General features: G+C 67.5%; 11 protein-coding genes and 2 pseudogenes. 4 read left to right on the top strand and 9 right to left on the bottom strand.

What is annotated here, in order from left to right; genetic code table 11:
* Nucleotides 1-6: 6 nt before the first annotated feature.
* Nucleotides 7-414: a hypothetical protein gene (locus tag EC839_RS06510; RefSeq protein WP_007159361.1), complete on the bottom strand. Its 408-nt coding sequence runs from the start codon at nucleotides 412-414 to the stop codon at nucleotides 7-9.
* Between the two features lie 103 nt (nucleotides 415-517).
* Here EC839_RS06510 and EC839_RS06505 point away from each other — a divergent pair, with 103 nt between their 5' ends.
* Entirely contained in the window at nucleotides 518-1,063 is a 546-nt protein-coding gene (locus EC839_RS06505; RefSeq protein ID WP_007159360.1) for a GNAT family N-acetyltransferase, read from the top strand.
* Here EC839_RS06505 and cobF read toward each other — a convergent pair.
* Entirely contained in the window at nucleotides 1,030-1,791 is a 762-nt protein-coding gene (gene cobF / locus EC839_RS06500) for a precorrin-6A synthase (deacetylating) (RefSeq protein WP_007159359.1), read from the bottom strand. The two genes, EC839_RS06505 and cobF, sit on opposite strands and share 34 nt — an antisense overlap.
* A gap of 203 nt (nucleotides 1,792-1,994) precedes the next feature.
* Between cobF and EC839_RS06495 the strand changes: the two genes are divergently transcribed.
* Complete coding sequence (locus EC839_RS06495; RefSeq protein ID WP_007159358.1) at nucleotides 1,995-3,128, top strand: MFS transporter; 1,134 nt, start codon at nucleotides 1,995-1,997, stop codon at nucleotides 3,126-3,128.
* Here EC839_RS06495 and EC839_RS06490 read toward each other — a convergent pair.
* The 7 genes and pseudogenes from EC839_RS06490 to EC839_RS06465 all read right to left on the bottom strand — a co-directional run bounded on the left by EC839_RS06490 (nucleotide 3,125) and on the right by EC839_RS06465 (nucleotide 11,985).
* On the bottom strand, nucleotides 3,125-5,737 hold the full coding sequence (locus tag EC839_RS06490; protein ID WP_132832479.1) for an excinuclease ABC subunit UvrA: 2,613 nt from the start codon (nucleotides 5,735-5,737) through the stop codon (nucleotides 3,125-3,127). The genes EC839_RS06495 and EC839_RS06490 overlap by 4 nt on opposite strands.
* 49 nt (nucleotides 5,738-5,786) lie before the next feature.
* Complete coding sequence (locus tag EC839_RS06485) at nucleotides 5,787-6,425, bottom strand: HNH endonuclease (protein ID WP_100168949.1); 639 nt, start codon at nucleotides 6,423-6,425, stop codon at nucleotides 5,787-5,789.
* A gap of 73 nt (nucleotides 6,426-6,498) precedes the next feature.
* Nucleotides 6,499-7,068, bottom strand: coding sequence for an Sbal_3080 family lipoprotein (locus EC839_RS06480; RefSeq protein WP_007159355.1), 570 nt, complete (start codon nucleotides 7,066-7,068; stop codon nucleotides 6,499-6,501).
* Nucleotides 7,069-7,280: 212 nt separating this feature from the next.
* The gene (locus EC839_RS06475) at nucleotides 7,281-8,474 is read right to left on the bottom strand and encodes a DUF2252 domain-containing protein (RefSeq protein WP_007159354.1); all 1,194 of its coding nucleotides are present in this window, start codon (nucleotides 8,472-8,474) and stop codon (nucleotides 7,281-7,283) included.
* 129 nt (nucleotides 8,475-8,603) lie between these two features.
* Nucleotides 8,604-9,200, bottom strand: a pseudogene (locus tag EC839_RS24870) (methyl-accepting chemotaxis protein); the annotation flags it as partial.
* A gap of 261 nt (nucleotides 9,201-9,461) precedes the next feature.
* Nucleotides 9,462-10,235: pseudogene (locus tag EC839_RS24865) on the bottom strand (CHASE3 domain-containing protein); the annotation flags it as partial.
* A 349-nt stretch (nucleotides 10,236-10,584) separates the two neighbouring features.
* The gene (locus EC839_RS06465) at nucleotides 10,585-11,985 is read right to left on the bottom strand and encodes a PLP-dependent aminotransferase family protein (RefSeq protein ID WP_007159351.1); all 1,401 of its coding nucleotides are present in this window, start codon (nucleotides 11,983-11,985) and stop codon (nucleotides 10,585-10,587) included.
* A gap of 86 nt (nucleotides 11,986-12,071) precedes the next feature.
* Here EC839_RS06465 and EC839_RS06460 point away from each other — a divergent pair, with 86 nt between their 5' ends.
* Together EC839_RS06460 and EC839_RS06455 are read left to right on the top strand one after the other, a co-directional pair.
* Nucleotides 12,072-12,521: a GNAT family N-acetyltransferase gene (locus EC839_RS06460; protein WP_007159350.1), complete on the top strand. Its 450-nt coding sequence runs from the start codon at nucleotides 12,072-12,074 to the stop codon at nucleotides 12,519-12,521.
* A complete protein-coding gene (locus EC839_RS06455; RefSeq protein ID WP_007159349.1) occupies nucleotides 12,518-13,156 on the top strand; it encodes an FMN-dependent NADH-azoreductase in 639 nt (212 codons plus the stop codon). Before EC839_RS06460 ends, EC839_RS06455 begins: the two co-directional genes overlap by 4 nt.
* The last annotated feature ends 1 nt before the right edge of the window (nucleotide 13,157 follow it).

Here is a 13,157-nt window from a genome sequence, read left to right as displayed (position 1 = left end):
GGGGTGTCAGGGCGCCTGGGGATGGAGCGTGGAGCGCCGTGCGCGGGGCGGCGGCGGCAGGGCACTCTGGTAGCGAGGACGATGAGGATCGCCGGGACGCAGCAGCCACTGCAGCACGACGGCGGCCAGCGTGGCGAGGAAGAGGGTGGCGGCGAAGACGCAGTCACCCGTGGGGGAGAGGGTGGTCCCGCTGCCGCCCGGCAGGCCCGCATGCATGCCGGCCATGTCGTCCTGGGCGGTCTGGGCGTGCAGGCCGTGATGGTGCTCGTGCGTCTGGGCCAGCGGAGACGAGACCGGCAAGGTAAGTCGCGCCAGCATCTGGCCATGGCCCAGGGCGCAGACGAGTCCGTTCAGCAGGATGCAGGCGAGCAGCATCCAGGCGAGCGAAGCGCGCGGGGAACGGACGGTTATCATGGCGAGGGACTGTATCATCGTCGCGGGCCACGCACAGCCCGGCCGGCGCGAACCTGCGCCGAAATGTCGCGCCCCTGCCGCTGTTGGAGAGACGAACAGGACCATGAGCGAAGCGCCACCCATCACCCTCGAACGGCTCACCGTGGCGGATGACGAGACGCTGGGTTTTCTGCTGGCGAGCTATCGCGAGCTGTTCGGTAGCCGGGTCGAGGCGAACGCCGTACCCCGGGATCTACAGCGCTTCGCCGACCACTATGGTGCGGATCGTGGCTGCCTGCTGCTCGCCCGGGGCGCCGCCGGAGAGCCGATCGGCAGCATCGCCTATCGACCCTACGACCGACGCTTTCCCCAGCTGGCCTATCCGGGTGAAAGGGTGGTCGAAGTGGTGCGGCTGTTCGTGGTGCCCCGGCAGCGGCGCCAGGGCCTGGCGCGACGGCTGTTCGGGGCGCTGCTGGCCCAGGCGCGGCGCGACGCGGTCGAGCGCCTCTACCTGCACACCCATCCCTTTCTGCCCGGGGCCGAAGCCTTCTGGCTCGACCAGGGCTTTCAGGTCGTCGCGCGGGAGAGGGCCTTGCCCTGGCAGACCCTTCACTTGGATCGACGCCTGGACAACTCTCAGGCGTCCGCCGGCCCCCGACAGAGCAGATAGGTGTCCATGATCCAGCCGTGCTCTTCACGCGCGGCGCTGCGCACCCGGTGGATCTCCTCGGCCACCTCCTGCAGCGGACCGGCGATAAGGATCTCGTCCGCCGTACCCACATAGGCACCCCAGTAGATATACAGGCCGGGTTCGTCCAGGCGGCGATAGGCCTCATGGGAGTCGAGCATCACCACCAGGCTGTCCAGGTGCGCGGGGAAGCGCTCCAGGCGCCGGCCCGGGGTGATCTCCAGGGCCTGGCCGATGCGATTGAGCGGCACCCGGTGGCGCGCGGCCAGGGCCTGGACGCTGGAGATGCCGGGAATCACCTCGTAGTCGAAGTCCAGCCGGCCTTCGCGCTTGATCGCCGCCAGGATGCGCAGGGTGCTGTCGTACAGCGCCGGATCGCCCCAGACCAGGAAGGCGCCGCATTCATCGTCCGCCAGTTCCTGCTCGATCATCTCCACCATCAGCGCCTGCTTGGCGGCGTTGAGGTCGTCCACCGCCTGGCGGTAGTCGCCTTCGCGGCGACGCTCGGGAATGGGCGCGGTGACGAAGCGATAGTCCGCCTGGCGGATGTGGCGGGCGCAGATGGTTTCGCGCAGGTGGATCAGGCTGTCCTTTTCCGTGCCCTTGTCGAACAGGAAGAAGGTACTGGCGCGATTGAGGGCGGCGATGGCCTGGAGGGTGAGGTAGTCGGGATCGCCGGCGCCGATGCCGATGACCAGCAGGGTTTTCATGGGATGGCCTCGAGGAAAGGAGCGGCGCCCAGTGTAACGGGGGATGTCACGTCCGTAGAGCCTCAGGCAATCGTCATGCTAGTTTCGACCGGTTTGCCTGCCGCCAGGCAGGGATGGACGGGATCGAGGGGGACAGGGGCGTGACGATGACGGCGAGCTGGCGACGGATACCCCGAGGGGTCTGGATTCTGGGTGGAGTGAGCATGTTCATGGACATCTCTTCGGAGATGATCCACAGCCTGCTGCCGCTGTTCCTGGCCACCGGATTGGGCCTGAGCGTGCTCTATATCGGCATTCTCGAAGGGGTGGCCGAGGCGACCGCGCTCATCACCAAGATCTTTTCCGGCGTACTCAGCGACTACCTGGGCAAGCGCAAGGGCCTGGCGGTGCTGGGCTATGGCCTGGGGGCCCTGAGCAAGCCGCTGTTCGCCCTGGCCAGCGGTGCCGGTCTGGTGTTCGGCGCGCGCTTCATGGATCGCATCGGCAAGGGCATCCGCGGGGCGCCGCGCGACGCCCTGGTGGCCGATGTGACGCCGCCGGAGATCCGCGGCGCCGCCTATGGCCTGCGCCAGTCGCTGGACACCTTTGGCGCCTTTCTCGGCCCGCTGCTGGCGGTGGGGCTGATGCTGCTCTGGGCCAACGATTTCCGCGCGGTGTTCTGGGTGGCGGTGATCCCGGCCTTCATCGCCGTGGCCCTGCTGGTTTTCGGCCTGGACGAACCCAAGGCGGCTATCGTCCAGGCGCGCACCAATCCACTGACCCGCAGCCAGCTGCGCAAGCTGCCGGCGGCCTTCTGGCAGGTGGCGCTGCTCGGCGGCATCTTCACCCTGGCGCGCTTCAGCGAAGCCTTCCTGGTGCTCAAGGCCGAGCAGGTGGGGGTACCCCTGGCGCTGGTGCCGCTGGTGATGGTGGGCATGCACCTGGTGTTCTCGCTGTCGGCCTATCCGCTGGGCGCGCTATCCGACCGGGTCAGTCACCGCGCGCTGCTGGCCTGGGGGCTGATGCTGCTGATCCTGGCCGACCTGGCCCTGGCCTTGAGCATCGGCTGGAGCGGTCTGGCGCTGGGCATCGTGCTCTGGGGCCTGCACATGGGCATGACCCAGGGGCTGCTTGCCGCCATGGTCGCCCGCACCGCCCCGGCCGAGTTGCGCGGCACCGCCTTCGGCCTGTTCAACCTGGTCAGTGGCATCGCCCTGTTGCTGGCCAGCAGCATCGCCGGCGCGCTCTGGCACTTTCTCGGCTCCGCCGCCACCTTCCAGTTCGGTGCCCTGGCGGCGGTGGCTTCCCTGCTGGTGCTGGCGGCCTGTCGCCGCAGCCTGGCACCGCTGGCCAGCTAGTCGAACAGGGGGCGAAGATAGGGCGCCGTGGGGCTGGCGGGATCGTCCGCCACCGCGCGGGGCGTGCCGCTGGCGACGATGCGACCGCCGGCCGTGCCGGCGCCGGGGCCGATGTCGATCAGCCAGTCGCTGCCGGCCACCACCTGCAGATTGTGCTCCACCAGCACCACCGTATTGCCTTCGTCGACCAGGCCGTGCAGCTGGCGCATCAGGCGCTCCACGTCGGCCGGGTGCAGGCCGGTGGTGGGTTCGTCCAGCACATAGAGGGTGGTGCCACGGCTGGTGCGCTGCAACTCGGTGGCCAGCTTGATGCGCTGGGCCTCGCCGCCGGAGAGTTCGGTGGCCGGCTGGCCCAGGCGCAGATAGCCCAGGCCGATGTCGGCCAATACCCGCAGGGCTCGCGCCACCGGGACTTCCTCGGCGAAGAAGGCCAGGGCCTCGTCCACCGTCAGGCCAAGGACCTCGGCTATGGTCTTGCCCTGCCAGCGCACCTCCAGGGTTTCGGGGTTGTAGCGGGCTCCCTGGCAGGTGGGGCAGGCGGCATAGACGCTGGGCATGAACAGCAGCTCGACGCTGACGAAGCCTTCGCCCTCGCAGGTCGGGCAGCGGCCCTTGGCGACGTTGAAGGAAAAGCGCCCGGCATCGAAGCCTCTTTCCTGGGCTTCTGGGGTGGCGGCGAACAGCTTGCGCACCCCGTCGAACAGCCCGGTGTAGGTGGCGAGGTTGGAGCGTGGGGTGCGGCCGATGGGCTTCTGGTCCACCGGCACCAGCCGGCGGATGCCGCCGAGGCCGTCGACCACCTGGCCGGTGGTGGCGGGCAGGGCATCGGCGTCCAGCTCCGTTGCCTCGTCACTGTCCTCGGCGGCGCGCTGGCCCAGCTCGGCGCCCACCAGTTCCAGCAGCGCCTGGCTGACCAGGCTGGATTTGCCCGAACCGGAGACACCGGTCACCGCGGTCAGGCAGCCCAGCGGAAAGGCGGCGTCCAGGCCCTGGAGGTTGTTGCGGGTGACCCCGGCCAGGCGCAGCCAGCCCTGGGGTTCGCGGGGCGGCCGGGTCTCGCGCTGCGGCGCGGCGAATAGATAGCGCGCCGTCACCGACTCCTCGATGTCGGCCAGGCCGGCGGGCGGACCGCTGTAGAGCACCCGGCCACCGCCTTCGCCAGCGGCGGGACCGACATCCACCAGCCAGTCGGCACGCTTCATGGTGGCCAGGTCGTGCTCCACCACGAACAGCGAATTGCCCTGGGCCTTGAGGCCGTCGAGGGCTTCCAGCAGGGATTCGCCATCGGCCGGATGCAGACCGGCGGAGGGTTCGTCCAGCACATAGACCACGCCGAACAGCTGGGACACCAGCTGGGTCGCCAGGCGCAGCCGCTGCAACTCGCCGGAAGAGAGGGTGGTGGTGCTGCGCTCCAGCGCCAGGTAGCCGAGGCCCAGGCGGGTCAGGGTCTGCAGCCGTTCCAGCAATTCGCTGGCCATGCGCTGGGCGGCCAGGCGTTTCTCCGGGGACAGATCGGGGGTGCGGCGCACGTCCGGTGCGCCGGCGTGGTCGCTGCCACCAGCGGCCTTGCGCCGGGCGCGATCCTGCTTGCCGGTCTTGGCGTCCAGCACGCGGGCATCCTTCGCCTCGTCGAAATCGCCGGCCGCGACCCGGCGCAGCAGTACGGTGAGGTCGTCCAGCGGCAGCCGCGACAGCTCGCCGATGTCCAGGCCGGCAAAGGTCACCGAGAGCGCCGCCCGGGTCAGCCGCTTGCCGTGGCACAGCGGGCAGGTCTGGCCGATCATGAAGCGCGCCGCGCGCTGCTTCATCTTGGCGCTCTGGGAATTGGCGAAGGTGTGCAGCACATGGCGCCGCGCCCCGGTGTAGGTGCCCTGGTAGCTGGGCTCGGCCTTGCGCTTGAGCGCGGCGCGGGTCTGCTCGGGGGTGAGGCCGGCATAGACCGGGACGGTGGGCTGCTCCTCGGTGAAGAGGATCCAGTCGCGCTGCTGTTGCGGCAGGTCGCGCCAGGGGACGTCGACGTCATAGCCAAGGGTCACCAGGATATCCCTCAGATTCTGCCCGCCCCAGGCGGTGGGCCAGGCGGCGATGGCGCGCTGGCGGATGGTCAGCGCGGGGTCCGGCACCATGGAGGCCTCGGTCACCTCGTAGACCCGGCCCAGGCCGTGACACTTGGGGCAGGCGCCCTGGGGCGTGTTGGGCGAGAAGTCCTCGGCATAGAGCATCGGCTGGTCGGCGGGATAGCGCCCGGCGCGGGAGTAGAGCATCCGCACCAGACTGGACAGTCCGGTCACGCTGCCCATGGACGAGCGACTGCTGGGCTGGCCGCGCTGCTGCTGCAGGGCCACCGCCGGCGGCAGACCCTCGATGGCTTCCACCTGGGGTACCCCGACCTGGTCGATCAGTCGCCGCGCATAGGGCGCCACGGATTCGAAGTAGCGGCGCTGGGCCTCGGCGTAGAGGGTGCCGAAGGCCAGCGACGACTTGCCCGAGCCGGACACCCCGGTAAAGACCACCAGGGCATCGCGAGGGATGTCCACGTCGACGTTCTTCAGATTGTGCTCGCGGGCACCGCGGACGGAGACGAAACCGGGACGGGGGGAGGAGGGCATGGGCGAAGTACAGCCTTGTTCAGGAACGTGCAGAATCGGACCTTGCGAGTTAGTAAGAGTCTCCGTTCAGCTCGAATTTATGCTCCGGGAAAGCCTCGAATCGCTCCAGTCCGTCCCAATGGCTGACCACGATGGGAAACTCTCTGGGGTCCAGCAGGCCAATTTCCTCCAGACGATAGGACATCTTGCCGAAGTTGCAGGCGGCACAGGTCACGATTAGGTTATCCAGCTCGTTGGTACCGCCTGCGGAATGGGGCACGACATGATCGTACTGAGCCCATAACGCCTGGAAGCCCGCATGCTGGGAGGCATTGGTCCTGCCCCAGCTGACGGCCTCGGGATACAGCGCGACCGCCTTCTTCCGAATTTCCGCGCGAATCACGGGTAGTCCACAGAAACGGCAATGAAAGCCGTCGCGCGCATGAAGGCTGCGGATCTGGGCGTTGGTGGGCATCCTGGCTTTGACAGGCATCGTGATAGGTAAGGGCGGCAACTTGGTCACCGTCACGTAGGGGCTGGCTCGGCCCCAGATGGACTCCAGCCATTGCCGCGAAAGCTGACAGTCAGCGAGCGTGAACAATCTTGCTGCGTCCATTGCATAGCCCGCGTGGTGTGCGGATACCGCAGCGTCCAGATAACGTGCGACATCGAAGAGCGCGGGAATGGGCGAGCGAAAGCAGCGTTTCATGGTCACTACCTTCGGCCCGCCCGACATCTACTCAAGGTGCCCTTCTGAATGAGCAATGACAAAGTACGAAGTATCACTGGGCCATGATTTCCCGATAACGTCTCGAGTATTCCTCATAAGACAACCCTTGACCTTGAAGAGCCTGGATCCGGGCCTCCTTGGACGAGAGGCTAGGCGCCGATATGGAAGCGGGTGCCTGGTACTTGCGGACGAGCTCGCCGGCACCGCGGGGAAACAACTCGTTTGCAAGCTGGTTGATTTTGTTTTCGGCGTTGATGAACTTGTCCGGTCGACCCGAGCCCCAGCGTGAGTCGTATATAGCCTGGCCAATTTGACGTCCATTCTGAAACACGCGGATATCCGCGAACTTCATGTACAGCGCCAGATCCCAACCCCACGTTCCGGTATAGGTGGTGGAAAGGTCGCACTCGGCGGGGTTCGAACCAGCAGGTAGTGGCCTGACCTTGAATCCTTTCCGTTCCAGGGCATCGACATAGGTCGTATTGAAGCCCGATCTTAGCCCTGCCGCAGGGATAGTACAGATCTCAGAAGAGCTCGCCCCGGACAGCTCGGCCGGGGCCACCTGCTGTTTTATGCTGCAGCCGCTAAGCAAAGCAGCAAAGAGAATGACCGTCCTTTTCACTGAAACCTCCTTGTAAAAAATGGAAGTTTAAGTGCGGCATGGCATTGTCTGCCGTAGAAACTGGCAGGACGGGCAAAAGGAGGGGAAGAGTGGTAGCGAGTGCCAGAGGTCTCACTACCACTCTCCTGGATCACTTACGGTACAAGGACCGCAAGTAGTGCTCCGCAAGTGGCCACGTGGCGTGCCAGTCTGGAGATTTGGCCCCTACCTGATCAGTCCTGCGCATGCTCCAGGGCATAGGCGCGGCAGTGGGCGAGGTAACCCATCTCGTGAGCGCCTACCAGTTGCACCACGCTGCTCCACAGCCAGGAGGGGGCATCCAGGGTGCGGGTACGGTTGCGCTGCAGGTCGCTCATCCACTCGACGCGGGTGGCCAGGTCCATCTGCCGGGCGTGGGCGCGGCCGACCACCCGGGCCAGGTAGGCGGCGGCGCTCATGGCTTCGCGGGCGCTGAGTTCGTCCAGCTCCAGCTTGAGATCCTGGGGCAGCAATTCGCGGATGAAGAAGGAGTGGTCGAGCATACGCACCGCCAGCATGCGATTGCCCAGGGCCGGGGAGAGCTGGCGGGCGCCTTCCACCACGCGCTTGCCGTTGTCGCGGGGCATGGTGGCATGGGCCACGCGCGGGGCGGCGGCGGCCACCGCCTGCTTGACGTCGATCAGGCAGTAGTCCTGGTCGTCGCCGTCATCCACGCCCAGCAGCACGGCATAGCGGCGCAGCCCCAGGGAGCTGCAGCCCTTGACCCAGTAGGCGCTGTCGAGCAGTTCGACGCGGCTGTCGTGGCTGCGGCCCTTGAGCGAGGTCACCAGGGCATGGATGCCCGGCGTCTCGCACAGCTCGGCGATGGCCTTGCGCTCGTCCTTGCTCAGCTGCCAGAAGTGCTTGCCCAGCGGCAGCTTGGGGCGGGTGTTTTCCATGCGCTCCTTGGCCAGGTGCTTCCAGGTGCGCTGCACCGCGCTGCGCATTCCGGCCTTGACCTGGGCGGGGCGCGGCACCTCGCGTTCGAGGTCGTCTTCGAAGGCCACCTCGTAGCCGCGCATCATCTCTTCGAGCATCCGCGCCGTGGTCACCCCTGGCAGGTCGGAGCCACGCGCCGCCGTGGCCAGCGACAGCGCCAGGCGCACCAGGTCATGGGCCGGATTGCCGACCACGGTCTGATCCAGGTCGCGGATGTTGACGTCGGTGGAGCCGTGCAGATCGCCGGTGGGGCCCAGGTTGCCGGCATGGCAGTCGCCACAGATCCATACCGCCGGCCCATTGGGCAGGTTGCGGCCGGGCTGGCTGTGCAGCCACTCGTAGAACTGCACCGTGCTGCCGCGGACGTAGGCGTGGGCGGAGCGGGCCATTTTCAGATTGCGCAGCTGGTTGAGGCGGGGCAGGCGATCGACGGGACGCGGGGTTTTCATGCAGGACGCAGGCCTTGAGGGAGACGCCTGTGTGACCGTTGCGCCAAGAGAATGTTGCGAGGTGTTTCGGCGAGGCGATCCCGGCCAGGTGCCGGGATCGATGGAAAGGCGGTGCGGGGGAGCCTGGCGCTAGCAGCGGAACTGCCCGATCTGGCGATTCAGGTCGTTGGCCAGGGCGTCGAGGGACACCGCGGTCTGTACCGTCTCGCCGATGGCTTCGCTGTTCTGCTGGGCCATATTCGCCAGGCGCTCCACGGTACGGGCGACGTCGTGGCTGGCGGCGGTCTGCTCGCGCAGGGCCAGGGAGATCTGGTTGACCACCCGCACCACCTTGTCCGAAGAGGTGTTGATACTGACCACCGCCTCACCCGCCTGGTTGGCCAGGTCGACCCCGCCGTTGACCTGGCGCACGCCCACTTCCATGTCGCTCATGGCGGCCTGGGTCGCCGCCTGGATCTTCTCGATCATGGCGGCGATCTCCTGGGTGGAATTGGTGGTGCGTTGCGCCAGCTGGCGCACCTCGTCGGCCACCACGGCGAAGCCGCGTCCCTGTTCGCCGGCCCGCGCCGCCTCGATGGCGGCATTCAACGCCAGCAGGTTGGTCTGGTCGGCGATGCCCTTGATCACGCTGACGATGGAGGAGACCCGCTCGGAATGCTCGCCCAGTTCGCCGATGCGCGCGGCCGAGGACTGCACCGTGCCGGCGATGGATCTCATGCTGTCCACCGAGGCCTGGATGGTCTGGCCACCGTCCTGGGCCAGTCGGCCCGACTGGCTGGAGAGGTCGTGGGCTTCCCCGGCGTTGTCCGAGACATGGTTGATGCTCACGGTCAGCTCTTCCACGGTAGCCGCCATGCTGGAGGCGGCGCTGGACTGTTCCTGGGCAGCGGCGGACAGCTGCTGGGAATTGGCCGAGATGCTGTGGGAGGCGGCCACCAACTGGTCGGTGCCCTGCTTGATCCCCTGGATCATGCCGCGCAGCTTGTCCTGCATCTGGCCGAAGGCGGCCAGCAGCTGGCCCAGTTCATCGCGTCCGCCAGTGGGAATCGGCGAATCCAGCTGGCCGGCGGCGATGGTGCGGGCGATGGCGACGGTCTGGGTGAGCCGACCCACGATGGTACGGGTCAGCGACCAGGCGATACCCAGCGCCAGCAGGGCGGCGAGGATGCCACCACTGATGAGGATCGCCATGGCCTGCTGCTTGGCGCCGGCCATCGACTGGGTCCGGCCGTCCAGCAAGGCGTTCTCACGGGTCTTGATCTGCGCCAGCAACTCGCGCATGCCATCCATCCTGCCCTTGTCCTGGGCGGTGGCGATGCGGGCGGTCAGGGCATCCAGTGGCTGGGTGCCGGCATTGACCTGCCGGCGCAACGCCAGGATCTGCTGGACGGACTCGCTATTCCACTGCTGCTTGGCCTGGCCCAGCTGGGCCAGATCGGCCTGCTGGGCGGGGTTGTCGCGGGTGAGCTGAGTCAGCTCCTGCAACTGCTCGGCGAAGCGCTGCTCACCCCTGTTCAGGGGTTCGAGAAACTCTTCCTTGCCGGTCAGGGCGAAACCGCGCATGCCGGTCTCCATGTTGACCAGCGCCAGCAGGGCCGCGTCCGAATCCTGCAGGACGTGGTAGGAATGAATGTTCTGCTGAACCGCCAGATTGACTTGGTTGAAGCCCTGCCGGGCCGCCAGGATCAGCGCCAGGATGATGACCAGAATGGCGCCGAAGCCGAGTCTGAGTTTGTTCGCGATGGTCAGCTGTTGCAGCATGGGAAGGCCTCACGCGCCAGGTTGTCGACTCACGCCCAGAGGGCAACGTTTTGGGAGCACAGCGAACGAGCGGAGGGAAACGCGACTGATCCGTGTCTTGCGTGGACGGCGGGGAAGCGTGGCTCCTGGTAGTGCAGGTATCGCGGGTGACTTCGCTCGCGCCGCTCCCTGCGGAGTGGGTGCCGAAAAAGGCTTTGTTTCCGACCAAGAGTGGTAGGCTAGAGCCTCCGAGCCTGGTCTTTGAGCAGTCGCACCTGAAAAAGTTTTATGTGATGCAATAAACATTTTTGCGCTTCGGGGCAGCCCCTGATGACGGGACGGGCGAAGGGTCGAGACGAACAGCGAGCGGTCAGGGCGCCAGCTGAGCCAGCCGCCGGGCCAGGGCTACGGCTTCCGCCGCGCTGACGACATTGGTGAAGCCCAGCAGCAGGCCCTGGGCACTGGGCGTCTCCAGATACCAGCGCGACAGGGCCTGGACCGCCAGGCCGTCGGCCTGGGCGGCCTCCGCCCAGCGGCGATCGTCGCCCTGGGTCAGGCGTGCCAGCAGGTGCAGGCCGCCGGCCTGCAGGTCGATCCGCGCCGCGTCGCCCAGCGCGCTCGTCAGCGCCTCGGCCAGCCACAGGCGGCGCTGTCGGTAGAGGGTGCGCATGCGATTGAGATGGCGGGCGAAATGCCCTTCTTCGAGAAAGCTCGCCACCGTGCCCTGCAGCAGCAGGGGCGCATGGTTGTGCAAGCGGTCGGCGCTGCGACCGAAGGCGGCGACCTGCTCGGGTGGCACCACCAGGTAGGCGAGGCGCAGGCCGGGAAACAGCACCTTGCTGAAGGTACCGGTGTAGAGCACCCGTCCTCCGTCATCCAGACTCTTGAGCGCGGGCAGCGGCTTGCTTTGGTAGCGGTATTCGCTGTCGTAGTCGTCCTCGATGATCCAGGCGTTCTGCCGCCCCGCCCAGTCCAGCAGTGCCAGCCGCCGGGGCAGGGCGAGAGACACGCCCAGCGGGCTCTGGTGACTGGGGGTGACCAGGGCGCAACGGGCGCTCGGCGCCCGGGTGAGGCCGGCGGCGACATCCAGTCCCGCCGCGTCCACGGGAACCGACACCAGTTCCAGGCCGGCGTCCTGCAATGCCCGGCGGGCGATGAAATAGCCGGGCTCCTCGAACCAGCAGGCAGCACCCGGCGCCAGCAGCGTCTGCACGATCAGATCCAGGCAGGCGCGATAGCCCGCGCAGACGAACACCTGTTCCGGACGACAGGCGATCCCGCGGGACAGGCCGAGGTAGGTGGCGAGGGCGGCGCGCAAGCCGGCGTGACCCCGGGCATCGGGATAGACCAGACCCTCCAGTCCCTGGCTGCGCAGTTGCCGCGCGGCCAGGCGCGTCCAGAGCTTGCGCGGGAAGGCGTCCAGCGCCGGCAGACCCAGCTGCAGCGGCAACGGCACGCCGCCGGCGTGGGTTGCCGAGGCGGTCGGCACGGAGGGTACGGCCGCTGGTGGAGCGGTCGGGCGACTCCACTGCGGCGAGACGATGGTCCCGGCCGGACCGCGCGGCAGCAGAAAGCCTTCGGCGATCAGCTGCTGGTAGGCCATCTCCACCGTGCCCCGGGCCACGTTCAACTCCGCCGCCAGGGCGCGCACCGCCGGGACCCGGTCACCGGGCCGCAGCTGGCCTTCGTCCAATGCCTGGCGGAAGCGCTGGTAGAGCTGGCGATAGAGCGGCAGGGCAAGGCGGCTGTCGAGGGCGGCGTTCAGGGTCATGGCCTGGTCGTTTGTAGCTTTCTTGGCTCTATAGCCTAGGCCATTGGCGGCCTAGAGTGGCGGCATCTTTCCTGGAGACCCTCACCATGGCCCTGACCTTCCAGCCACTGCCGCCCGATCATCCCCTGTGCCAGGCCAGTCTGCCGCTGATGCAGGTTCTGCGCCCCCATCTCGCCGACGCCGAGCGCTACCAGGCGCAACTTCAGCGCCAGGCGGCCCAGGGTTATCGGCTGCTGGCCGCCCTGGAGGAGGGCGAGGTGGTCGGCCTGGCCGGTTACCGCGAACTGGAAAATCTGCTCTACGGTCTTTTCCTCTATGTGGACGATCTGGTGGTGGCGCCGGCTCGCCAGCGCGATGGCCTGGGGGCCCGCCTGCTGGCAGCGGTCCGTAGCGAGGCCCTGGAGCGCGGCTGCTCCCATCTGATACTGGATACCGGCCTGCATATGCCCCTGGCCCAACGCTTCTACTTCCGTCAGGGCCTGCTCGCCCGTGGCCTGCATTTCGCCGAGCGCCTGAGCGGAGAGGTGCCGGCATGAAGACCGCCCTCTACCTCAACGCCAGTCCGCGCCCGGCCGCCTCCCACGGGCATCGGCTGGCCGGCGAACTCCTGGCTGCCCTGCGCCAGGGCTATCCCCGCCTGCAGGTACTGGAGCGGGATCTGGCTACCGCGCCGCTGCCACCGCTGAGCGCCGACTATGCCGAGGCCCTGACCCGGTGGACGCCACCGGAGGCGCCGGTATTCGCCCTGTCCGAAACCCTCATCGGCGAGCTGGAGGCCAGTGACCTGCTGCTGATCAATACGCCGTTGCACAACTTCACCCTGCCGGCGGCGCTCAAGCTGTGGCTGGACTTCGTGCTGCGCATCGGCCGCACCTTCGAGTCCACCGCCGAGGGCAAGCGCGGGCTGCTGGCCGACCGGCCGGTCTATCTGCTGGTCAGTTCGGGCGGTCATCACCGCGGGCCACGCGCATGGCAGCCGGATTTCCTGACCTCCTACGTGCGCCATGCCCTGGGCACGCTCGGGCTGTTCGACCTGCACTTCAGCTATCTGGAGGGCCTGGTCGGCGACCCGGCTGAGGTGGCCGACACCCTGGCGAGCGCCCGTGAACAACTCTCCCGCGAGGTGCCCTTCCGCCATCTCGCCAATCCTGCCACCACCACTCTGGAGTGAA

This window comes from Pseudomonas sp. JUb52, assembly GCF_004341115.1.
Lineage (GTDB): Bacteria > Pseudomonadota > Gammaproteobacteria > Pseudomonadales > Pseudomonadaceae > Chryseomonas > Chryseomonas oryzihabitans.
Note: the sequence above shows the minus strand (reverse complement) of the source record. Positions and strands in the feature narration are given on the sequence as shown.